The sequence below is a fragment of the Rhodococcus sp. 11-3 genome (assembly GCF_023704055.1).
Lineage (GTDB): Bacteria > Actinomycetota > Actinomycetes > Mycobacteriales > Mycobacteriaceae > Rhodococcus > Rhodococcus aetherivorans.
The window spans coordinates 884,309-906,853 of record NZ_CP080406.1; the positions used below are offsets into that span (position 1 = coordinate 884,309).

The following is a 22,545-nucleotide window of genomic DNA, read 5'->3' on the forward strand; positions in this document are numbered from 1 at the left end:
TCAGCGCAGGGTCGGATCGGTGACCCGGTCGCTGCTGCCGGCGGTGCGGAACGCGTGGTCGGCGAGGTCGGCGAGCGGATCGGCGGGCAGGACGTGGACGATCTGCTCGTGGACGATGCCCCCGTCCGGGCACCAGACGAGCACGCGCCGCGGTCCGGGTGCGACGCCGTGGGCGACCATCGAACCGGACGGTTCGACGGGCAGGCTGCGGGTGTGGCCGTCCGCATCGGGATCGACACGGCAGCTCTCCGGATGGACGGGCACACCGTGCACCGTCACCTTCACCCGCTCCCGGCCCGCGACGACGTCGGCGGTGGGCCCCGCCTGCGCCGTCGCCGGGACGGCCAGGGCCGCAACGATCGTGGACAGCGCCGCCGCCGTGACGCCTGCGGAACCGAATCTCATGGTTTCTCCCTCCCGTGCGGGCCTCTCCCACCCGCCCGGCTCAGCCTACGACACGGGTGGGCGCCGGCTCAGGACCGCAAGGACACCCGGGCGTGTAGTCCCTCCGGCATGAGGGTGAGCCGTTCGGCCACCTTCAGCCGATAGGCGGGGTCCATCGCCAGGTCGTAGCGGCGCAACAGGGTTCCCAGCACGAGCGTGGCCTCGTGCAGCGCGAACTGCCTTCCTATGCAAGCGCGTTCGCCGGTGCCGAACGGTTTGTACACGTGCGCGGGCCGGGCCCGGACCCGTTCGGGCAGGAAGCGGTCGGGGTCGAACTCGTCGGCGTCGTCGCCCCAGACCGCCGGGTCGCGGTGCACCGCGGGCAGCAGCACGAGCACCCAGTCGCCGGCACGCATCCGGTATCGGCCGGCGAGGGTGGTGTCCACCCTCGCCTCCCGCGCGTACGCGGGCGCGGTCGGCCACAGGCGCAGCGCCTCGTCGAGCACCCGGCGGACGTAGCGCAGCTTGGCGATCTGCTCGAATGCGGGCTCGCCGTCGCCCCAGATCTCCTCGACCTCCGCCCGCGCCCGCGCGTAGGCCTGTGGGTCGCGCATCAGGTAGTAGAGAGCGAACGACAATGCGCCCGAAGTTGTTTCGTGACCGGCGACGAGGAAGGTGAGCACCTGGTTGCGGATGTTGATCTCGTCGAGCTTGTTGGGATCGTCCTCCCGTGCCGCCCGCAGCATCAGCTCGAGCAGGTCGTCGGGGGCGGGGCCGGGGGCGTCGCGCCTGCTGTGGATCACCGCGTCGACGACGTCGCGCATGTGCGCCCGGTCGAGGTCGTACTGCCGCTTGGCGGCGGGGAAGAGGAAGCGCCCGACGACCGGCACGGTGCGCAGCATGCTGCGCTGCGAGAACGAGAGTCCGCCGACCATCGCCTCGACGAACGGGTGCCGCGCCGCACGCTCGAACGGCTCGAACGAGTAGCTGAAGCCGCTGCGGCCGATGGTCTCCAGCGTCAGCTTCGTCATGTCCGCGGCGATGTCCACGTCGCCGCCGCTGCGCGCCGTACGGTCCCAGTGTGCGACGAGCTGGGCGGTGACGTCGAGCATCGTGGCGTGGTACCGGCGCATCGCCTGCTGGGTGAACGCAGGCATCAGCAGCTCGTGCGCGCGGCGCCAGTTCGGTTCCTCGTTGAAGGCGGTGAACAGCCCGTCGCCGCCGATCGCGCGCAGGGCCTCCACACCCGGCGCGAGGTGCTTGGCGAAGCGTTTCTCGTCGGACAGCTCGGCCGTGAGCTCGCCGGAGCAGACGAACACGAAGCGGCGGCCGAAGGCCGTGCGCTCGAACACCGGGCCGAGGGCCTTGTGGATTGCCATCGAGTTCTGCACCGGGGTCTCGAGCGACATGCCCAGGACGTCGCCGACGAGGGGGAGACGTTTCGGCGGGCGCGGAATTTCTGTGTCGAACACCCGTGACGTGGCCATGGCCATGCTCCGACCCCCAGTTATTGAATCCGTGTACAGTAATCACGCTACGCCGGGACGGACGGGTGTCAAGAACTAGATTGAGTCCGTGGCCCGATCCCGCCGACGACTCGATCCCGAGCAGCGCCGCGCGCAGCTGCTCGACATCGGCGCGCGCCTGTTCGCCGAGCGCGCCTACGAGGACGTGTGGATCGAGGAGGTCGCCGAACTCGCCGGGGTCTCGCGCGGCCTGATGTACCACTACTTTCCGACCAAACGAGACTTCATGGCGGCGGTCGTCCAGCGCGAGTCCGACCGGCTGCTCGCCGTCACCGAACCGGATCCGCAGCTCACCGTCGCCGAGCGGATCATCGCGGGCCTCGACGCCTACCTCGACTACGTCGCGTCGCACCGGCAGGGCGTCGCGGCGGTCAACCGGGCCGCGGACTCCGCCGACGCCGGTATCCGCGCGATCGTCGACTCCGAACTCGGCGTTCAGCAGGAACGCATCCTCGACGCGCTCGCCCCGCCCGACGACGAACGCGAACTCGTCGCGGTGGCCGTGCAGGGATGGATCGCCCTCGTGCGCAGCGTGTGCGTCGACTGGCACGATCACCCCACGGTCACCGGGACGCAGCTGCGGGAGCTGTGCCTGAATGCGCTGCGCGGCATGCTCGGCGGTCGCCTCGGCTGAGGACCCGGGTTACCCTCGGTCCATGTGCCGGAACATCACGGAGCTGCGCGGGCTCGAGCCGGCAGCGACCGCCGAGGAGATCGAGGCCGCCGCCCGCCAGTACGTGCGCAAGGTCAGCGGCGTCCACAAACTGTCCGACGCCACCCGCGAACCGTTCGAGGAGGCCGTCGCCGAGGTCACGGCCGTCACCATGCGACTGCTCGACCGGCTCCCGCCGCGCCGGCAGCCGCCGCCGACGGTGCCGCCGCTGCGCCGGCCGGAGGTGCAGGCACGGATCGCGGCGCGCGGCTGAACGACGTCGCACCCCGAGTCCCGCGGCGGCCGTCAGCCGGGCGCGTGTGCCGCTCCCGCGGCGCGGGCGTGCACCCAGGCGACCACCTGGGTGCGGGATCCGACGCCCAGTTTGTCCAGGATGTGTTCGACGTGCCCGTCGACCGTCCGGTGCGAGATCACGAGCTGATCCGCGATCTCCCGGTTGCTGAGGCCCCGGGCGACGAGTTCGGCCACCTCCTCTTCCCTGCGGGTCAACGGGGAGGCGGTGGGTGACGCGGTCGCCGATCCGCCCGCGGGCGTCCCGAGAGCCGTGTCGACAGCCTGCTCGATGGCCGGGTGTGCCGGCGGTGTCGACAGGCGCGCATACTTCTTCGCTCCCAGCGACTGTCGGACCCGCTGTTCCCAGTGCGCCGAATCACCCGTGATATGGGGACCGAAGGCGGCGACGGACGTGCCGAGTCGCTGCCACACCGCCCTGGCCGCGCCGAAGAGCGTGGCGGACCGCTCGGTGTGACCGACGGCTTCCGCCGCCCAGGCGAGAAGTTCGATCGACAGGGCGGTGCAGATCTTGTCCTTGAAGTCGCGCTGGATGTGCAGTGCCTGTTCCGCGGCGTCGACGGCGTCGTCGATCCGGCCGAGGTGGAAGTAGGCCAGGCTCGAAACCCACAGGGCGTACGCCTTGTTCCACTGCTCGCCGTGCTCGTCCGCCACGTGGATCACGTGTGCACACGTGGCGAGTGCGTCGTCGAGCCGGCCGTCGTAGGTCTGGGCCATGGCCAGCTGGAACAAGGCGGTGAGGGTTGCTGCGCGATCGCCTCGGGTGCGATGAACGGCGATCGCCGCGTCGTAGAGATCGATCGCGTCGGTGGTTCGTCCGCAGAACAAGGCGTGCAGGGCAGCCCAGTGGTCGTGGTGCGCCTGCAACTCGGCATCTTCCAGTTCGGCTGCGATGGATCCGCATTCGGCAAGATGAAGTGCGGCTCCCTCCCGGTCCCCCTGGATCAGGGCCGTCCACGCGGTCACCCACAGGACGTGGCCCCGGTCGCGAGTGGACCGGGGCAGTCGTTGCAGAAGCCGCTCGAGCCTGGTGCGGCCGTGGGAGAGGTTGCCTCCCGCGATCCAGTGATACCGAAGCGCCACGGCGAGGGCGGCCGCGGCCGACAGGTCGCTGTCGTCCCGTAGCGACCAGTCGAGCGCGGCCATGAAGTTCGGATGGTCGATCCGCCACCGCGACAACAGTTCCGATTGTCTCGGCCCGTACCAGTCCGCCGCGTGACGTTGCGCCCGCTCGAGGTAGTGGTCTCGGTGCCGCCGGTACAGATCGTTCCGTCGTCCACCGGCGTCGAGCAGCTCGTGCCCGTACTCGCGCACGGTCATCAACTGCGAGTAGCGGAAGGCCTCTGCGGAACGATCGACCGTGACAAGCGATTTCGACACCAAACCGTCGAGCAGATCCATCACCTGTTCCGGGGGAAGGTCTTCGTCCCCGCAGATCGACTCGGCGGCTTCGAGATCGAAGCTGCCGGGAAAGACCGACAGCCGCGCCCACAGCGTGCGCTCCGGTGCGGAGCACAGTTCGTAGCTCCAGTCGATCAGCGCCCGGAGCGTCTGCTGCCGGGGCACGGCCGCGCGGTTGCCGCCGGTGAGCAGGGCGAAGCGCCGGTCGAGCCGTTCGACGAGCTGGGCGGGGGACAGGGTCCGCAACCGGGTTGCGGCGAGTTCGATGGCCAGGGGGATGCCGTCGAGCTGGATGCACAGCTGGGCGACGGCGTCGGCGTTGGCGTCGGTCATCCGGAATTCGGCGACCACACTCTGGGTGCGCTCGACGAGAAGCGTGACCGATTCGAACAGGGCCAGGTCGGCGGCGCGGTTGCCGGTCGATTCCGTCGGGGTGCTCAGCGGCGGCAGCACGTAGGTGAATTCGCCGCCGACGCCGAGCGGCTCCCGGCTCGTCGCCAGAACGCGCACCTCGGGTGCGCCGGTGAGGACCGTGGTGACGAACGCGGCCGCCGCGTCGAGCAGGTGCTCACAGTTGTCGACCACGATCAGCATGTGGCGGTCCCGCAGGTGATCGAGGATCTTGTCCCGCACGGGACGGGTGGACTGGTCGGTGACGCCGAGCGCCGCGGCCGCAGCCGACGGGAGCGCCTCGGGATCGCGGACCACGGCGAGGTCGATCCAGCAGAAGGCGTCGCGGAAGGCGCGGGCGGAGCGGAGGGCGATCTCCTCCGCCAGCCGAGTCTTGCCGACCCCGCCCGGACCGAGCAACGACAGGAGCCGGGCCTGTTGCAGGCGGGCCCGAGCCTCGTCGATCTCCCGGCGACGGCCGACGAAACTGGTCAGCGAGGGCGTCAGCCCTTTGGTGCGGGGCAGGGGGGACTCCATCTTCACGCTTCCCAGAGATAGTGGTCAGAACATACCCGAATGCGGTGTGACGCCCAACACAGGTATCGAAAGGGGTGATTTCCCCCGCGTGGGGGTGAGGTGACGCGGGTCATTGTCGTGGTCAGGCATCGAAGCGCCCCGGACGGGGCCGAACCCCATTGATCGTGAGGAGCCCGCACCATGACCGAAACCGATTTCTCCGCTCCCGACGTCGACGTCGTCGTCGTGGGAGCCGGCTTCGCCGGCCTGTACGCCCTGCACAAGCTGCGCGACACGATGAACCTGGCGGTGCGGGTGTTCGAGGCCGGCGCCGACGTGGGCGGCACCTGGTACTGGAACCGCTACCCGGGCGCTCGCTGCGACATCGAGAGCATCCACTACTCGTACTCCTTCGACGAAGAGCTGCAGCAGGAGTGGCGGTGGAGCGAGAAGTTCGCCGGCCAGCCGGAGATCCTGCGGTACCTCGAGCACGTCGCCGACCGCTTCGACCTACGCAGGGGGATCACCTTCGACACCCGGGTGATCGGGGTGCACTGGGACGACGAGAACTCGATGTGGACGGTGCACACCGATGACGGCCGCAGCGTGCGCAGCCGGTACTTCATCTCCGGCGCCGGCAACCTCTCGGTCCCCAAGACTCCCGAGTTCGGCGGCATCGAGAACTTCCGCGGCGAGGTCCTGCTCACCGGCAACTGGCCGCACGAGGGCGTGGACTTCGCAGGCAAGCGTGTCGCGGTCATCGGCGCCGGTGCGAGCGGCATCCAGGCGATCCCCCTGATCGCCGAGGAGGCGGCGGAGCTGATCGTCTTCCAGCGCACCCCCAACTTCGCCACCCCGCTGGGCAACGGGCCGCTCGACCCGGAGGTGGAGACCGAGGCCAAGCAGAACTACCGGAGTCTGCGCGACGCAGCCCGCAACCACTTCCTCGGCGTCCCGTTCGACCAGGTCCAGCCCTCGGCTTTGGCCGTCGACGCGCAGGAGCGCCGCCGGGTGTTCGACGAGCGCTGGAACGCCGGCGGGTTCCGGCTGTTCATCGACAGCTTCCAGGACATCCTGTTCGACAAGAAGGCCAACGACACCATCGCCGAGTACATCCGCGAACGCATCCGCGAGCGGGTGCAGGACCCGGCCAAGGCCGACAAGCTCGCACCCGAGGGCTACGCCTACGGCACCAAGCGTCCCCCGCTCGAGACGAACTACTACGAGGCCTACAACCGCGAGAGCGTGCACATCGTCGATGTGAAGGACACTCCGATCGACGAGATCACCGCCACCGGGGTCCGGGTGGGGGAGCGCACGTACGAGGTGGACACCGTCGTGCTGGCCACCGGCTTCGACGCCATGACCGGGCCGCTGCTGGCGATGGACATCCGCGGCCGCGGCGGACAGACGCTGGCCGAGAAATGGGCCCACGGGCCGCGGACATACCTCGGCATCATGATCCACGGGTTCCCGAACCTGTTCACCATCACCGGGCCGCAGTCGCCGTCGGTGCTCTACAACATGCCGCTGGCCATCGAGGACCACGTCGACTTCGCCACCGACGCGATCGACTATCTGCGCGCACACGACCTCGACGTGATCGAGCCGACCGCGCAGGCCGAGACCGACTGGCTGCACCTGACCAACGAGATCGCCGGGCAAACCCTCCTGCCGCAGACGAACTCCTGGTACATGGGCGCCAACATCCCCGGCAAGCCGAGGGCCTGCATGGTCTACCTCGGCGGTGCCCCGACCTACCGGCAGACCTGCGCCGAGGTCGTCGCCGGCGGCTACACCGGCTTCGACACGACGAGTTCGCGCGCGGTGGTCGCGACCGCCGTCTCCTGACCCCACCGTCCATTCCCCGGAAGGAAATGCCATGGCACTCGACCACCACGTCGAGCAACTGCTCGCGGGACTGCAGGCGCAAGGACTGAAATCGTTCGAGAACATGTCCGTCGACGAAGCCCGCGCGGTCGTGTCGACGTTCACCGGCTTGCAGGCCCCGTCCGAACCGGTCGCCCGGATCGAAGACCTCCACTATGTCAGCGACACCACCGAGCTTCCGCTCCGGATCCACCTTCCCGAAGGGACCGGTCCGCGCCCGGTGGTGCTCTACTTCCACGGCGGTGGGTTCGTCGCCGGTGATCTCGAGGTGGTCGACGAACCCGCCCGGGCACTCGCGAACGAGACGGGAACGGTCGTCGTGACCGCCGCCTACCGCCGGGCGCCCGAACATCGGTTTCCGGCGGCCGCCGACGACGCCTGGGCCGCGCTGAACTGGGTCGCCGCGCACATCGCCGAGCACGGCGGGGACCCGGGCAACATAGTGGTGATGGGCGACAGCGCCGGGGGGAATCTGGCGGCCGTCACCGCGCTGCGCTCGCGAGACCAGGGAGGGCCGGCCCTTCGCGGACAGGTGCTGATCTACCCGGTGATCGACCCGAACGCTCAGCTGCCGTCCCGAATCGACTACGCCGACGGCTACCTCATCACCGCCGCGGCCCTGGACTGGTTCTGGGAGCAGTACCTGTCCGCACCGGAGGACGCCGACAACCCGTATGCCGTCCCCACCCGGGCGGACCGCGTGGACGGACTCCCGCCGGCCCTCATCCTCACGACGGAGAACGAGGTCACCCGCGACGAGGCCGAACAGTACGGCGCTCGGCTGCGCGCCGAGGGCGTGGACGTCCGTACCGTCCGATTCGACGGGCTGGTGCACGGCGTGTACTGGATGTCCGGCGCGGTTCCCCGCAGCCGCGAGTTGCGCGCCGCCGTCGCCGATTTCGTCAAGAGCGTCGTCGCCCCCACGTCGGCGGCCTGACGGTCTACCGCCCGGCGGACGTGATGTCGTCCGCCGGGCGCGATGGACGTGCGAACCGGTCGGCTGCCCCGGTGACCGTGTCGGTGCCGGATGTCAGGATGCCGGCATGGACGAACGACCGGTGTTGGTTCTCGGTTCCACGGGCACCGTCGGGCGACGGGTCACCCGGCAGTTGCGCGAACGCGGGCACGCGGTCCGTGCCGGCTCCCGCTCGGGCGACGTGCCGTTCGACTGGTTCGATCCGCACACCTGGAAACCCGCGGTGTCCGGTGCCGGAGCGGTGTTCGTCATGGCGCCCGACGGCGTGCCGGTCGCGGACGGATTCGTCGATATGGCTGTCGCCGAGGGGGTTTCGCGGTTCGTCCTGCTGTCGAGCAAGGCGGTCGACGTGATGGGCGATGAGCGGCTGCTGGCCGCCGAGCGTGCCGTCACGTCGTCCGGCGCGGAGTGGACCGTGGTGCGCCCCGACTGGTTCGACCAGAACTTCGACGAGGGTTTCCTGCGCGCTGCCGTGCTCGCGGGCGAGATCGTCCTGCCCCTGGGTGACATGCGTCAGGCGTTCAACGACGCCGGGGACATCGCCGCCGTCGCCGTCGCCGCGCTCACCGGGGACGGCCACGCCGGCCGGACCTACGAGCTGAGCGGGCCGGACGCGCTGTCGTTCGGCGAGGCCGCGGCCGTGATCGCCTGCGCATCGGGGCGCAAGGTCCGTTACCGCGGTGAGCCGGACGCCTACCTCGAGACGATGACCGGCCTCGGCCTGGACCGGGCGCAGGTGCTCGCCGAGATCGAGGCATTCGAGGCCCTGCGGGCGACCGGCGACGCGACCCCGAACGACGTTGTCGCCGAGGTGGCGGGCCGGCCGCCCGTGTCCTTCGAGACCTACGTGCGCGCCGCGGCGGAACGCGGGGCCTGGGCCTGACCGCGCAGCGCGGCCACTGCGTCGATCCGCTCCACGGCCTCGGCGACGATCCGGTCGATCAGCTCCCGGCAGCTCGGCAGGTCGTCGAGCATGCCGACGACCTGCCCGGAGGCCAGCACACCGGCGTCGGTGTTGCCCTCCACGAGCCCGGCCTTGAGCAGCATGGGGGTGTTGGCCGCCATGATGATCTGCTGCCACGTGCGGTCGCTCGCCCGCTTCATCGCGATGCCGTCCTTGACGAGCGTCGACCACTTCATCCCGGTCATGGCCTTGAACTTCGCCGCGTTCCTCGCGGCGGCGACCAGGCCTTTCGCGTAGCTGCCGCGCTCGAGGCTGTCGACGAGGTCGGTGTTGAGCACACGGTGCGGCATGCCGTCGACCTTGAGGGAGACCGTGGTGTCCTGCAGGCCCCGCCTCAGGTACTCCTGCTTCACCGAGTCGGGCACGGCGCTGTCGCTGGTGAGCAGGAACCGGGTGCCCATGGCGACGCCGGCCGCCCCGTAGGCGAGCGCCGCGGCGAGCCCGCGCCCGTCGAAGAATCCGCCGGCCGCGACGACCGGGATGTCGACGCCGTCGAGCACGCTCGGCAGCAGCAGCGTCGTGGCCACCGGCCCGGTGTGCCCACCGCCCTCGCCGCCTTGCACGATCACCGCGTCGGCCCCCCACGAGGCGACCTTCACCGCGTGCTTCGCGGCGCCGATGGACGGGATCACCACGATGCCGTGGTCCTTGAGCTTGGCGATCAGTTCCTTCCTGGGCGCGAGGGCGAAGGACGCGACCTTGACGTTCTCACGGATGAGCAGGTCGATGCGCTGGGCGGCGTCCGACGCGTCGGCCCGGATGTTCACGCCGAAGGGCTTGTCCGTCGCCGCCTTCGTCTTCGCGACGGCGGCCTCGAGTTCCTCGTACGTCATCGTCGCCGAGGCCAGGATGCCGAGACCGCCCGCGTTGGAGGTCGCCGCGGTCAGGCGCGGGCCGGACACCCAGCCCATCCCCGTCTGGACGATCGGGTGCTCGATGCCGACGAGGTCGGTCAGTGCCGTCGTCAGGCGCGGGCTCATACCGCCACCTCTCGATCCCGCAGGCCGCGCGGATCGAGGACCTCGCGGATCAGGCGCAGCTCCTCGGCGGTGGGCTCGCGGGTCACGCCCGCCTCGTCGAGGCCGGCCACCTCGAAGGAGGTGTTCTCCGCGACCTGCTCCGCCGTGACCCCCGGGTGCAGGGCCAGTGCCCGCATCGTGTGGCCGGGACCGCCGAAGTCGAACGACCCGAGATTGGTGACCACCCGGTGCAGGTGCAGGTACTTGAAGGCCGGGTTGGCCGGGTCCACCCTGTCGTAGCCGACGCCCGAGACGATGTCGACCTTGTCGCAGAACGCGCGCGTGTTGTGCTTGCCGACCCAGTAGCTCGTCGGGTGGTTGATGGTGTTGCCGGGGGCGCCCCGCACGCCGAACATCTGCCGGGTGGGGTGCTGCAGCGGGCCGAACGCGGAGAGATTCTGGTTGCCGTGCCGGTCGATCTGGTTGGCGCCCATCACCACGTGGCGGCGGCCGGAGGCGACGACGTCGAACACCTTGCGGAACGGCATCCAGCCCTCGATCGGGCCCTTCGCTCCGAGTGCGGGAGTGTCCGCGAGGATCAGCGCCTCCCCGTCGGTGATGAGCAGGTCCGGTTCGGTGGTCAGCCGGGCGAGGCGGGCGCCGATCAGCGGCAGCGTCGCCATCGGGCTGGCCATGATTTCGCCTGCCCCGGCGAAGATCTCGGCGCATGCGATGGCGCAGTACTCGGCCCGGGTCACCGTGCCCGTCGTCGCCGGGGTGGTCGTGTCGGTCATGCCTGCTCCTCGGTGAAAGTCTTGACGGCGGCTCGGTAGTCGTCCTCGCTGCCGGAGAGGAACCGGTCGACGAACGCCTGCCAGGTCTGCGGGTCCTTCGCGGCCTCGGCGTAGTGGCGCTGGAATTTCTCGTCGCGGCCGTAGCTGTCGCCGGCGAGGGTGAAGTGGGCGCCGTCCGGTGCCTCCACGACCCCGTCGACCATCAGGCGGTTGAGGATGATCGACTGCAGCGGAACGGACTTGACGAGTTCCTCGGTCTCGACGATGCGCTCGACCGAGACGTACCGCTTCTCCGCCGCCAGGCAGTACAGGTCGTCGAAGTAGGGGTCGACGCCGGTGTAGGCGGCGTTGCCGTGCGCGTCGCCGATGTTCAGATGTACCAGGGCGGCATCGAGATTCAGTGCCGGCATCGCGATCAGTGTCTCGGGCGTGCCGGACGCGTCGGGGTACGGGGAGGTGACGGTCCGCAATTCACCCTCCCAGAAGTCCGGGACGGCGGAACCGAGTCCCGCCCGGATCGGCAGGAACGGCAACCGGGCGGCGGCCGCCTCGAGGCCGCACTTGACCATGCCCTCGTCCATCTCCCGCGCGACGATCTCCCCGTTCGTGCGCGCCTTGGCGAACCACGGGTCGTAGAAGGGGGCCGAGTCGAGGGAGACGAACCCGTAGTACGCCTTCTTCACCTTCCCGGCCGAGCACAGCAGCCCCAGGTCCGGGCCGCCGTAGGTCACGACGGTCAGGTCCTTCACGTCCGAGCGCAGGATCGCGCGGACGAGCGCCATCGGCTTGCGCCGCGACCCCCAGCCGCCGATGCCGATCGTCATGCCGCTGCGCAGCTCGCCGACCACGTCGTCGAGCGACATCCTCTTGTCACGCATGGTGTTTCTCGTCTCCTGGTCAGTGGTTGGCGCGCGGTTTGCCGGTGGCGACGAACTCGTCGCGGTGCTCGTCCGCGATGCCGGCGAGGTTGAGTTCGAAGGTGAAGCCCTGCTCGAAGCGGTAGCTTTCCTTCACGTTCACCGGGTCGATGCCGTTGATGGCTTCCTTGGCGCACCGGATGACGCGGGTGTCCTTCGCCGCGATCTTCTCGGCGATCTCGCGGGCGGTGGCGTCGAGGTCGGCGCGCGGGACGACCTTGTACACCGAGCCGAAGTGCTCGAGCTGCTGGGCCGTGACGTTCTGCGCCGTGTAGTAGAGGGTGCGCATCATGTGCTGCGGCACCAGCCGGGCCAGGTGCGTGGCGGCGCCGAGAGCGCCGCGATCCACCTCGGGCAGGCCGAAGACGGCGTCGTCGGAGGCGACGATGACGTCGGCGTTGCCGACCAGGCCGATGCCGCCGCCGACGCAGAAGCCGTTCACGGCGACCACGACGGGGACGGCGCAGTCGTAGACGGCGCCGAAGGCGGCGGCGCAGCCCCGGTTGGCGGCGATGAGGGCGCCGTGGCCGTCGGTGGCCTGCATCTCCTTGATGTCGACGCCGGCATTGAAGCCGCGGCCCTCCGCGCGCAGGATCACCACGTGCGTGGCCGGATCCTTGCCCGCGGTGAGGACCGCGTCGGCCAGTTCGAACCAGCCCTGGGAGGGGATGGCGTTCACAGGCGGGTAGTCGACGGTGACCGTGGTGATGCCCGCGCCGTCGGTGGTCGAGGTGATGCCCATGGCAGGTTCCTAACGTCTGTACCGAACCAAGCGATTGCTTGGTAAGTTAGCACATGCGGGGCGCAGACCCCAGGGAGCGGAATCGTGGAGGCGGGGCGAGTATGTCGCCCGGATTCCCCGACAACGACATCTATTCGAGGAGAAGACAAGTGAGTGGACTGGTCAACGGGCGCGTCGTGATCGTCACCGGCGCGGGGCGCGGCATCGGGCGGGCCCACGCGCTGGCCTTCGCGGCCGAGGGCGCGAAGGTCGTGGTCAACGACATCGGGGCCGGCGCGGACGGTTCCGCGACGGGGGAGAGCCCCGCCGAGCAGGTCGTCGCGGAGATCCGGGCGGCGGGCGGCGAGGCCGTCGTCAACGGCGACGACGTCGCCGACTGGGCCGGCGCACAGAACCTGGTGCAGACGGCCCTGGACGCCTTCGGGCGGCTCGACGTCCTGGTCAACAATGCGGGATTCCTGCGGGACCGCATGCTCGCCAACATGAGCGAGGAGGAGTGGGACGCCGTGATCCGGGTGCACCTCAAGGGTCACTTCGCCCCGATGCGGCACGCGATGGCGTACTGGCGCGGGGAGGCAAAGGCCGGCAACCCGGTGGACGCGCGGATCGTCAACACCAGCTCGGGCGCCGGCCTGATGGGCAGCATCGGCCAGGGCAACTATGCCGCGGCGAAGGCCGGGATCGCGGCCCTCACGATCCAGGCGGCCGCCGAGTTCGCCCGGTACGGCGTCACCGTCAACGCGATCGCGCCGGCCGCCCGGACCCGCATGACCGTGGGCGCGGGGGGCGCGATGGCCGAGTCGATGGCCGCCCCGGAACAGGGCTTCGACGCGATGGCCCCGGAAAACGTCTCACCGCTGGTGGTGTGGCTCGGCAGCGCCGAGTCGAAGGACGTCACGGGCCGGGTCTTCGAGGTGGAGGGCGGCAGGGTTTCCGTCGCCGACGGCTGGCGGCACGGTGAGGCGATCGACAAGGGCGAGCGCTGGGATCCGAAGGAACTCGGCCCGGTGGTGGAGAAGCTGATCGCGCGCAGCGAGCCCCCCACCCCCGTCTACGGGGCGTAGGCAGCGAAGCTGCCGGTGCGTCCTTTGGGCGGTGGGAACGACCCGAAGGACGCACCGGCGGCGCAGCCGCCTACGCGGGCGAGCGGACGATGATGGTGGTGCCGGGGAAGTACGCGGCCAGCTCGGTGCGGGCGTGTTTGAGGGTCGCGGTGCCGTAGCCCTGCTTGCGCAGCTCCGGGTGGACCCAGATCGCGACGTCGACCTCATGGCCCTGCAGCTCGCCGAACGCGAAGCCGACCGGCTTGGGTTCGGTGCCGGACAGGTCCTCGGCGACCAGCCACACCGCGGACTCGTCGTCGATGCGCGACAGGCCGGCGGCGCGCTCCTGTTCCACCCGCGCTGCACCCGCGTCGCCGAGCTGCTCCTCGCACCGGACGCGGAACAGCTCGCGGTCCGGCTCGCTGTCGCTGAACTGACGCAGCCGGAAATGGGCGCCGGTGGCGTAGGGACGCTCGGCGGGCGTCCACTTGAGCACCGCGTCGAGGTCGTCGAGCTCCTCCCGGATCTTCTTGCGCTCCGCCTTGGTCAGCCGCCGGAACGGAAGGTTGAGCACCGCTTCGGCGCAGAACTCGTCCGTGTCGAGCAGCCGCGCGACGGTCGCGACGGCCTCGGCCCTGTCGTTGCTCTCGACGATGGCATCGAGGACCTCGTGCCGGCGTTCGAGCGCGCGCAGCAGTGCCGCCGCGATCTCCCGCTTGTCGAGTACCTGATCGTGGTTCGCGGTTGTCATCGGGTGACATCCCTTCTCGAGAGCAGCTCGACCGGGCACCCCACTGGTTCGTGCCCGGTCGTGCCGGCTCCCGCGAGGGTCACTCGCACACCACCACCGGGATGACCCGATCCGTCCAGGACTGATAATTGTCGAAATCCGCGTACATTGCCACCAGCCGCGGCCAGTAGTGCGACCGCTCGTCGGGCGTCGCCGCCCGTGCCGTCATCTGCCGCACCCGGGACTTCACCTGCACGGTCACCCGCGGATCGGCCTGGATGTTGCGGAACCACAGCGGGTGCTCGGGCAGGCCGCCCTGGGACGCGACGAGCACCACCCGCTCGTCGTCCTCGAGGAACAGCAGCGGAACGGTCCGCGGCCGTCCCGTCTTCCGGCCCGTGGTGGTCAGCAGGCAGACGGGGATGCCCCACGGAAAGGCGCTGCCCACCCGCCACTTTCCCCCGATCCGGCCGCCGGTGGCCTGATAGGCCGCCACGTTGGCGCGCGACATCCACTTGATGATCGGCACGGTCCACTTCGAGTCGAGACCCTTCGGCGCGGCGGGCCCGTTCATGTCAGATCCGCTCGATGATCGTGCCGGTGGCCAGCGCGCCGCCCGCGCACATGGTGATCAGCGCGGTGGCGCCGTCGCGCCGCTCGAGCTCGTGCAGCGCGGTGGTGATCAGCCGCGAGCCGGTCGAGCCGACGGGGTGGCCGAGCGCGATCGCGCCGCCGTTCACGTTGACCTTGTCCATGTCGGGCTCGTGCACCCGCGCCCACGACAGCAGCACCGACGCGAATGCCTCGTTGACCTCGAACAGATCCAGGTCGCGGATCGTCATGCCGGACTTCTCGAGGACGCGGCTCGTCGCCTGCACCGGGCCGTCGAGATGGAACTCGGGCTCGGCGCCGACGAGGGCCTGCGAGACGATCCGGGCCCGCGGCTTCAGGCCGAGCGCCGCGGCGCGGTCGGAGTCCATGAGCAGCACCGCAGCAGCGCCGTCGGAGATCTGCGACGAGGTGCCGGCGGTGTGGATGCCGCCGTCGAGGACCGGCTTCAGCTTCGCGAGCGATTCCGTGGTCGTCTCGCGCAGGCCCTGGTCGCGGGCGACGGTCTGCTTCTCGCCGGTGAGGGTGCCCTCCTTGTCGACGACGGGCGCGACGACGGGCAGCACCTCGCGGTCGAAGCGGCCCTCGTCCCACGCCTGCTTGGCCAGCGCCTGCGACCGGACGCCGAGCGCGTCGACGTCCTCGCGGGTGATGCCGCGACGGCGGGCGATGCGCTCGGCCGCCTCGAACTGGTTGGGCAGGTCGATGTTCCACGACTCGGGCCGCCGCGGGCCGGCGAGTTCGCCGACGTTCGCGCCGAGCGGCACCTGCGACATCGCCTCGATGCCGCAGGCGATGCCGACGTCGATGGCGCCGGTGGCGATGAGTCCGGCGATCAGGTGGTTGGCCTGCTGGGCCGACCCGCACTGGCAGTCGACCGTGGTGGCGCCGACCTGCCACGGCAGGCCGGCGTGCAGCCACGCGGTGCGGGTGATGTTGTTGGACTGCGCGCCGGCCTGGGTGACACACCCGCCGATCACCTGCTCGACGAGGGCGGGATCGAGGCCCGCGCGCTCGATCAGTCCGCTCTGTGCGGCCCCGAGAAGCTCGGCCGCATGCAGGCCGGCGAGCCAGCCGCCGCGCTTGCCGATCGGGGTGCGTGCCGCCTCGACGATGACTGGTGTGCCCACGGTGGGCTCCTTTCTGGTCCTTGTCCTCGCAAAGTAGAACAGGTTTCCGGGGCAGACAAGGCGGGGTCCGAATGATCGGGACTTGGCGATTCCTTGGCCTGCGGGCCGCCCTGTGCTTGAATGCTTTTAGAACGTGTTCCACATCACGACACGGTGCACTCGTCAGGGCAGGAGAGAATTCAGTGGCGCAGCCCAACATCCCCGAAGACATCGACTTCACCGATCCGGATCTCTACGCCGAGCGGATGCCGTTCGAGGAGTTCGCCGAGCTGCGTAGGACGGCCCCCGTCTGGTGGAACAAGAAATCCCCGGACGTCGGCGGATTCCACGACGAGGGATTCTGGGTCGTGTCCCGGCACGAGGAGGTCCGTGAGGTCTCCCGCCGGAGCGACGTGTTCTCCAACTGGGAGAACACCGCGATCCCGCGGTTCAACGACGACATCCCGCGCGAGGCCATCGAACTGCAGCGCCACGTCCTGCTCAACAAGGACGCGCCCGAGCACACCAAGCTGCGCAAGCTCGTCGCCCGCGGTTTCACCCCGCGCGCGATCAACGGCCTTCGCGACGAGCTGAACGCCCGCGCGAAGAAGATCGTCGAGGAGGCCTGCCGGGCCGGCGGGGGCGACTTCGTCACTCAGGTCGCCGCGGAGCTGCCGCTGCAGGCCATCGCCGAACTCATCGGCGTCCCGCAGGAGGACCGCGACAAGATCTTCGAGTGGTCGAATCAGATGACCGGCTACGACGACCCGGACAACACCGCCGACCCGGCGGCCGCGTCGATGGAGGTCCTCGGCTACGCGTACCAGATGGCCGCCGCCCGCAAGGAGTGCCCGGCCGACGACATCGTCACCACCCTGATCGAGGCCGACATCGACGGTGACGAGCTCTCGCCCGAGGAATTCGGCTTCTTCTTCATCGTGCTCGCCGTCGCCGGCAACGAGACCACCCGCAACGCGATCACGCACGGGATGGCGGCGTTCCTCGACAACCCGGAGCAGTGGGAGATCTTCAAGCGGGACCGGCCGAAGACCGCGGCCGACGAGATCATCCGCTGGGCCACGCCGGTCACGTCGTTCCAGCGCACCGCGCTCGAGGACACCGAGCTCGGCGGCCGGACGATCCGCAAGGGCGACCGCGTCGTGATGCTGTACGCGTCGGCGAACAACGACGAAGAGGTGTTCGAGAACCCCCGCACCTTCGATGTCCTGCGAGATCCCAACCCGCACCTCGCCTTCGGCGGTACCGGTGCGCACTACTGCCTCGGCGCGAACCTGGCGCGGATGGAGATCGACCTCGTGTTCAACGCGATCGCCGACTACATGCCCGACATCACCAAGGTCGCCGATCCGAAGCGGCTGCGCTCCGGCTGGCTCAACGGCATCAAGGAGTTCCGGGTGGACTACAAGACGCAGGGCGGCTGCCCGGTCGAGCACTGACCCGGGTGGGGCGGCGCCGAGAGATCGGGAATCCCCCGGTGCCGCCGCGCTTTCCGTGTGAGCGGGGCTGCGGGAGCCGGCGGCATGGGTGCACCCCGCCGAAATTGGGGGTGAGGGCGGGGTGCTCGCCCACAGTATTCGGCCGCCGAGGCGCCCCCGGCTTTCGGTCCTACTGGCCGGGACCTGTTTGCGCGACCGCCGCCGTGCCGGGTCCGGCCTGCGCGGGCCGAACAGCGGGACTCGGCGCCGAGCCCCGAGAGAACCTGCGCAGCAGGGGCCGTGCCTGTTGTTCCACCCAGTGAGACGTCTCCTCCCGCGCGCCGCGGTTGCGGAAATAGTGTCACGTGCTCCTGGAACGGAATCGGCGAAAGGCATCGAACATGGTGGAATGGGCGGAAGAATGCGACGTCCTCGTCGTCGGATCGGGCGCCGGCGGCTGCTGTGGCGCCTACACCGCTGCCCGCGAGGGACTGTCCGTCGTCCTGGTCGAGGCCTCCGAGTACTTCGGCGGCACCACCGCATATTCCGGCGGCGGCGGGGTCTGGTTCCCCACCAATGCGGTGCTGCGACGTGCCGGTGACGACGACACCATCGACGACGCCCTGACCTACTATCACGCGGTCGTCGGCGACCGCACCCCCCGCGACCTGCAGGACGCCTATGTGCGCGGCGGTGCTCCCCTGATCGACTATCTCGAGGCCGACGAGGACATCGAGTTCACGGCCTACCCCTGGCCGGACTACTTCGGCAAGGCTCCCAAGGCCAGCGCGAAGGGCCGTCACATCGCGCCGACGCCGCGGCCGATATCGGACGATCCCGAACTCAACGAGTCCGTCCGCGGGCCGCTGGGTCGCGAGCGCAACGGGGATCCGTTGCCGGACATCCTGATCGGCGGGCGCGCCCTCATCGGCCGGTTCCTGATCGCCATGCGCAAGTACCCGAACGTGCAGTTGCATCGGAACACTCCGCTCGAGGAACTCGTCGTCGAGGACGGCGCCGTGGTCGGCGCGATCGTCTCCCACGGCGACCAGCGGCGGGCGGTGCGGGCCCGCAAGGGCGTAGTGCTCGCCGCCGGCGGATTCGACCACAACGACGAGATGCGCGCGCAGTACGGCGTTCCCGGCGCGGCCCGCGATTCGATGGGGCCGTGGTCCAACCTCGGCAAGGCCCACCAGGCGGCCATCGCGATCGGTGCCGACGTCGACCTGATGAGCGAGGCGTGGTGGTCGCCGGGGCTGACCCACCCCGACGGGCGCTCGGCCTTCGCGCTGTGCTTCACCGGCGGCATCTTCGTCGACCAGGACGGCAACCGCTTCACCAACGAGTACGCGCCCTACGACCGGCTCGGCCGCGACATCATCGCCCGGATGGACAAGGGCGAGATGACGCTGCCGTTCTGGATGATCTACGACGACCGGGGCGGCGTCGTGCCGCCGATCGCGGCGACGAACGTGCCGCTCGTGGCGACCGAGAAGTACGAGGCGGCGGGACTGTGGAAGACCGCCGACACGCTCGCCGAACTCGCCGACCTGATCGGGGTGCCGGCCGAGGCGCTCGAGGCGACCGTCGCGCGGTTCAACCGCCTCGCCGCCACCGGCGTCGACGAGGACTTCGGCCGCGGGGACGAGCCCTACGACGTGGCGTTCACCGGCGGCGGTTCGGCGCTGGTCCCGATCGAGAAGGGCCCGTTCCACGCCGCGCAGTTCGGCATCTCGGACCTCGGCACCAAGGGCGGCTTGCGCACCGACACGGTCGGCCGCGTGCTCGACGGCGCCGGGACGCCCATCGCCGGGCTGTACGCGGCGGGCAACACGATGGCCGCCCCGAGCGGCACCGTCTATCCCGGCGGTGGCAACCCGATCGGCACCAGCGCGTTGTTCGCCCACCTGGCGGTCCGGCACATGGCCGGAGCATAGGAACGCCGCGACTCGTCCGGTCCCGCTCAGTGGGTCCTGCGTCACACTCGGAGCACTTCGTCCGTACGGTTCACATCGACGAACCGTAGGAGTTTTCATGAGTACATCGTTGGCACCCGAACGGTCCCCCTCGACCCGTGCCGAACGCCGTTACCAGCGGACCCGGCCCGTGGGGGCGGTGGTGGCGATCCTCATCGCCGTCGAGGTCATCAGCGCATTCGAGACGTCGATGATGTACGCGGCCCTGCCGACGTTCGCTCGCGTCTTCGAAGCCGACGCATCCGCGGTCGGATGGAGCGTGACGGCGTTTCTGCTGGTGGCGGCCGCCTCGGCGGCGGTGTGCGGCCGGCTCGGCGACATGTACGGCCGCGAACGGGTGCTGATGGTGGTGCTGGCCTGTGCCGCGACGGGATCCGTCGTCAGCATGGCGTTCGGGACCCTCGAGGCCATCATCGCCGGCCGGGCGATCCAGGGTGTGGCCGGAGCGATCCTGCCGCTGTGCATCGGCCTGGCCCGCGAACACCTGCCGGCCGAGCGCGTCCCCATGGCGGTCGCGCTGATCTCCGGGTCGGCCGTCGCGGCCGGCGCGGCCTCCCTGCTGGTCGCCGGCGTCCTCATCGACCTGGGCGACTGGCGGTACATCTTCGTCGTCGCCGCCGGCTACGCGCTCGTCTGTCTCTTCCTGGTCGAGGCCGTGCTGCCGTGGCGGCGCCGCACCGCTCGGCGGCAACCGATCGACGTCGTCGGCGCGGTCGGCCTGGCGGTGTCGGTGGCGTCCGTCCTGTTCGGTCTGACCCAGAGCCGCTCCTGGGGCTGGAGCGACGCCCGCGTGCTGGGTCCGATCGTCCTCGGCGCCGCGGTGTTCGCCTGCTGGGTGTGGTGGGAACTGGGCCGGACGTCTCCGATCGTGAACCTGCGCCTGCTCGCCGAGCGCAACGTCGCCCTGACGATGCTCGCCGGGGTCGCACTCGGCGTCGGACCGATCGGCGTCGGGACGATGATCATCCCGATCATCATGCAGAGCCCGGCCACCGCGCCGTTCGGCCTGGGGCTCTCGCCGACCTACGCCGGAACGCTGTCGTTCGTCGGCGCGATGATCGGCATGGCATTCACCCCGGTCGCGGGCAGGATCGCCGCCGCCGTGGGGGCGCGGACGTCGTTGCTCCTAGGCAGCGTGATGTTCCTCGTCGCGTGTGCCGGGTTCTTCTTCTTCCGCGCATCGGTGATCGGCATGACGCTGCTGGTCGTGGCCGTGTCGGTGGCGACGGCGTTCGCGTACACGGCGCTGCCGAACCTGCTCGTCGAGTCCGTCCCGGAGCACAACACCAGCGAGATGGCCGGCAGCCAGACGGTGCTGCGCACCGCGGCGTCGGCGGTGGGCACCTCGCTCGCCTCGCTCCTGCTCGCGTCCCTGGTGCTGCCCGGGACGGCGACGCCGACAGTGGCCGCGCTCGGGGCCGTCTGCGCGATGCTGGTCCTCTCCTGCGCCGTGACGATCGGGCTGGGTTCGGCGATCAGGTATCGGCGGGCGTGATTCCCGGCCCGTCCAGCAGCGTCAGATCGTCGGGGACGTCGATGTCCCCGGGATCGGCGAGGCGCGTGCAGTCCAGCCGTCGCACCCGGTCGCGGTTGCGGGTGAGGAATCGCCGGGCTCCCTCGTCGCCGACGGCCTCGCGGGCCGCCGCCTCGGCGTCGCGGCGGTCGAACACCACGGGATGCCCGGGGCGGTCCCCGAACACCGGCAGGGTGATCGTGCCCGGGCGGTGCGCGAGGAGTACGGTGCGGACGAGTTCGGCGGTGATGCCGGGGAAGTCGACGACCGTCAGCGCGATCACGTCGTGGCCGGTCGTGGCATCCACCCCGCACCGCAGCGACGTCGACATCCCCTCGGCCCAGCGCGGATTGACGACGGAGCGGACGCCGGGCGGACACGCGGCGACGACGTCGTCGGCGTAGGCGCCGGCGACCACCGTGACCTCGTCGCAGCCCCCGGCGGTGAGCGCGGCCACCACGGTGTGCAGCAGGGGGCGGCCGCGGTGGGGGAGCAGCGCTTTCGCGCGCCCGCCCAGCCGCGTGCCGCCCCCTGCCGCGAGGACGATCCCAGCGACGGTCATGGCCGGACCCTAGGGCGTGTTTCATAAGCGGTCGGGCCGGAGCCACTGATTGATGGCGGCGATTCGGACGGTGGCGGTATAGCGGACCGCAAGTTTGTCGAATCTGGTTGCCACCGCGCGGTTCTGCTCGAGCTTGTTGATACCGCACTCGACAGCATGACGCTGCTTGTAGTGCTCGGTGTCGAACTCCGGCGGACGTCCACCGGACGACCCCTTCCGCGTCCGGTGGGCAGCCTGATCGGACTTGACCGGAATGGTCGCGCGGATACCGCGTTTACGCAGGTAGGCGCGATTTCCGGTGCTGCTGTATGCCTTGTCGGCCAGCACACGATCCGGCCGGGTACGCGGCCGACCGCGGCCGGTCCGCGGCACACCGATCCCGTCGAGAACCGCGGTGAACTGCGGACTGTCCCCCCTCTGACCGGCGGTGACCACGCTCGACAACGGTTTGCGGCCCTGCTCGCAGGCCAGATGGGTCTTGGTGGGCCACCCACCACGCGACCGTCCCCACGCGTGATCATCCGGCTCGGTCTCCACCCCGCCGGGTGGCTCGATCTGCTGATCGCCGTCCCCGCGGGCCCCGGCCGCATGCTGGTGGGCCCGCGCGATGGTCGAGTCGACGCCGACGTCCCACACGATCGCGCCGGCAGCGTCGGCGAGTGCCTGCAACGCCGTCAGGATCTGTGCCCACACTCCGCCGCGTTGCCGGCGTCGGAACAGCTCGTACACCGTCTGCCACGGTCCGTACCGGGCCGGGACGTCCCGCCAGGGGGTACCCGTGCGGGTCCGCCACCGGATGCCGTCGATGGGCTGGCGTTTCGTCCGTTTCGGCGGGCGGCCCGCCTTCTTCCCCCGGGGCAGCAGCGGAGCCAACCGCGCCCACTGCGCGTCGGTCAGGTCTGCTCGCCCCGGCACCGCTACGCTGGGCACGAGGTCTTCGGTATTCAAGGTCTTGTTTGGTCGCTAAACCCAGATACCGGAGACCCCGCTCATTCAGTCGCAACGACACACCTACCGTGTCCGAACTCCCTCACAGTAAGCACTTTTGAAACACGCCCTAGCACATGAAGGGCGAGAGGCGCGTCATCCAATCGAACCATATCCCTGTCCCTCCTGCATCCTCTTAATGCGGCGGTGTTCCCGA

The 22,545-nt window shown here is 70.1% G+C and carries 21 protein-coding genes; 9 read left to right on the forward strand and 12 right to left on the reverse strand.

Annotated elements, in window-relative coordinates:
* Together KZJ41_RS04065 and KZJ41_RS04070 are read right to left on the reverse strand one after the other, a co-directional pair.
* The gene (locus KZJ41_RS04065) at positions 1-405 is read right to left on the reverse strand and encodes a hypothetical protein (RefSeq protein WP_065923055.1); all 405 of its coding nucleotides are present in this window, start codon (positions 403-405) and stop codon (positions 1-3) included.
* A gap of 68 nt (positions 406-473) precedes the next feature.
* Positions 474-1,871, reverse strand: a complete 1,398-nt coding sequence (locus tag KZJ41_RS04070) for a cytochrome P450 (RefSeq protein ID WP_006937788.1) — start codon at positions 1,869-1,871, stop codon at positions 474-476.
* An 88-nt stretch (positions 1,872-1,959) separates the two neighbouring features.
* Between KZJ41_RS04070 and KZJ41_RS04075 the strand changes: the two genes are divergently transcribed.
* Positions 1,960-2,544: a TetR/AcrR family transcriptional regulator gene (locus KZJ41_RS04075; RefSeq protein ID WP_065923054.1), complete on the forward strand. Its 585-nt coding sequence runs from the start codon at positions 1,960-1,962 to the stop codon at positions 2,542-2,544.
* Between the two features lie 22 nt (positions 2,545-2,566).
* Entirely contained in the window at positions 2,567-2,836 is a 270-nt protein-coding gene (locus KZJ41_RS04080; protein ID WP_006937792.1) for a DUF2277 family protein, read from the forward strand.
* 32 nt (positions 2,837-2,868) lie between these two features.
* On the opposite strand, the gene KZJ41_RS04085 is transcribed toward KZJ41_RS04080, so the two are convergent.
* A complete protein-coding gene (locus KZJ41_RS04085) occupies positions 2,869-5,202 on the reverse strand; it encodes a LuxR C-terminal-related transcriptional regulator (RefSeq protein WP_198163319.1) in 2,334 nt (777 codons plus the stop codon).
* A 180-nt stretch (positions 5,203-5,382) separates the two neighbouring features.
* Between KZJ41_RS04085 and KZJ41_RS04090 the strand changes: the two genes are divergently transcribed.
* From KZJ41_RS04090 to KZJ41_RS04100, 3 genes are all read left to right on the forward strand, one after another.
* Entirely contained in the window at positions 5,383-7,032 is a 1,650-nt protein-coding gene (locus KZJ41_RS04090; RefSeq protein ID WP_006937797.1) for an NAD(P)/FAD-dependent oxidoreductase, read from the forward strand.
* 31 nt (positions 7,033-7,063) lie between these two features.
* A complete protein-coding gene (locus tag KZJ41_RS04095; protein WP_029540987.1) occupies positions 7,064-8,008 on the forward strand; it encodes an alpha/beta hydrolase in 945 nt (314 codons plus the stop codon).
* A gap of 106 nt (positions 8,009-8,114) precedes the next feature.
* Complete coding sequence (locus tag KZJ41_RS04100) at positions 8,115-8,930, forward strand: NAD(P)H-binding protein (RefSeq protein ID WP_065923053.1); 816 nt, start codon at positions 8,115-8,117, stop codon at positions 8,928-8,930.
* Here KZJ41_RS04100 and KZJ41_RS04105 read toward each other — a convergent pair.
* Genes KZJ41_RS04105 through echA20 form a run of 4 tightly spaced genes read right to left on the reverse strand, consistent with a single transcriptional unit; the run spans position 8,891 to position 12,423 of the window.
* Positions 8,891-9,991, reverse strand: coding sequence for a nitronate monooxygenase family protein (locus KZJ41_RS04105; protein ID WP_251550230.1), 1,101 nt, complete (start codon positions 9,989-9,991; stop codon positions 8,891-8,893). The two genes, KZJ41_RS04100 and KZJ41_RS04105, sit on opposite strands and share 40 nt — an antisense overlap.
* Positions 9,988-10,764 (reverse strand): cholesterol ring-cleaving hydrolase subunit IpdB, encoded by a 777-nt coding sequence (gene ipdB / locus KZJ41_RS04110; protein ID WP_006937804.1) that lies wholly within the window; start codon positions 10,762-10,764, stop codon positions 9,988-9,990. Before ipdB ends, KZJ41_RS04105 begins: the two co-directional genes overlap by 4 nt.
* Entirely contained in the window at positions 10,761-11,642 is an 882-nt protein-coding gene (gene ipdA, locus KZJ41_RS04115; protein ID WP_185713882.1) for a cholesterol ring-cleaving hydrolase subunit IpdA, read from the reverse strand. The genes ipdB and ipdA overlap by 4 nt, the downstream gene beginning before the upstream one ends.
* 19 nt (positions 11,643-11,661) lie before the next feature.
* Positions 11,662-12,423 (reverse strand): (7aS)-7a-methyl-1,5-dioxo-2,3,5,6,7,7a-hexahydro-1H-indene-carboxyl-CoA hydrolase, encoded by a 762-nt coding sequence (gene echA20, locus KZJ41_RS04120; RefSeq protein ID WP_065923051.1) that lies wholly within the window; start codon positions 12,421-12,423, stop codon positions 11,662-11,664.
* A gap of 149 nt (positions 12,424-12,572) precedes the next feature.
* Between echA20 and KZJ41_RS04125 the strand changes: the two genes are divergently transcribed.
* Positions 12,573-13,487 carry an SDR family oxidoreductase gene (locus tag KZJ41_RS04125; protein ID WP_065923050.1) on the forward strand — a complete coding sequence of 305 codons (915 nt, stop codon included), beginning with the start codon at positions 12,573-12,575 and terminating at the stop codon, positions 13,485-13,487.
* A gap of 70 nt (positions 13,488-13,557) precedes the next feature.
* Here the strand turns inward: KZJ41_RS04125 and KZJ41_RS04130 are convergent, their stop codons facing one another.
* The 3 genes from KZJ41_RS04130 to KZJ41_RS04140 all read right to left on the reverse strand — a co-directional run bounded on the left by KZJ41_RS04130 (position 13,558) and on the right by KZJ41_RS04140 (position 15,935).
* A complete protein-coding gene (locus KZJ41_RS04130) occupies positions 13,558-14,217 on the reverse strand; it encodes a GNAT family N-acetyltransferase (RefSeq protein WP_029541002.1) in 660 nt (219 codons plus the stop codon).
* Between the two features lie 79 nt (positions 14,218-14,296).
* Positions 14,297-14,770: a nitroreductase family deazaflavin-dependent oxidoreductase gene (locus tag KZJ41_RS04135; protein WP_065923049.1), complete on the reverse strand. Its 474-nt coding sequence runs from the start codon at positions 14,768-14,770 to the stop codon at positions 14,297-14,299.
* A gap of 1 nt (position 14,771) precedes the next feature.
* Positions 14,772-15,935 (reverse strand): steroid 3-ketoacyl-CoA thiolase, encoded by a 1,164-nt coding sequence (locus KZJ41_RS04140; protein ID WP_050034578.1) that lies wholly within the window; start codon positions 15,933-15,935, stop codon positions 14,772-14,774.
* A gap of 182 nt (positions 15,936-16,117) precedes the next feature.
* Between KZJ41_RS04140 and KZJ41_RS04145 the strand changes: the two genes are divergently transcribed.
* From KZJ41_RS04145 to KZJ41_RS04155, 3 genes are all read left to right on the forward strand, one after another.
* Positions 16,118-17,371: a cytochrome P450 gene (locus tag KZJ41_RS04145; RefSeq protein WP_029541008.1), complete on the forward strand. Its 1,254-nt coding sequence runs from the start codon at positions 16,118-16,120 to the stop codon at positions 17,369-17,371.
* Positions 17,372-17,715: 344 nt separating this feature from the next.
* Positions 17,716-19,287: an FAD-binding protein gene (locus tag KZJ41_RS04150; protein WP_157127594.1), complete on the forward strand. Its 1,572-nt coding sequence runs from the start codon at positions 17,716-17,718 to the stop codon at positions 19,285-19,287.
* 97 nt (positions 19,288-19,384) lie between these two features.
* Positions 19,385-20,821: an MFS transporter gene (locus KZJ41_RS04155; protein WP_232334118.1), complete on the forward strand. Its 1,437-nt coding sequence runs from the start codon at positions 19,385-19,387 to the stop codon at positions 20,819-20,821.
* Here KZJ41_RS04155 and KZJ41_RS04160 read toward each other — a convergent pair.
* Both KZJ41_RS04160 and KZJ41_RS04165 read right to left on the reverse strand, forming a co-directional pair.
* Positions 20,802-21,401: an NTP transferase domain-containing protein gene (locus KZJ41_RS04160; RefSeq protein WP_065923046.1), complete on the reverse strand. Its 600-nt coding sequence runs from the start codon at positions 21,399-21,401 to the stop codon at positions 20,802-20,804. The genes KZJ41_RS04155 and KZJ41_RS04160 overlap by 20 nt on opposite strands.
* A 21-nt stretch (positions 21,402-21,422) precedes the next feature.
* Positions 21,423-22,331, reverse strand: coding sequence for an IS5 family transposase (locus KZJ41_RS04165; RefSeq protein ID WP_065923045.1), 909 nt, complete (start codon positions 22,329-22,331; stop codon positions 21,423-21,425).
* Between the last annotated feature and the right edge of the window lie 214 nt (positions 22,332-22,545).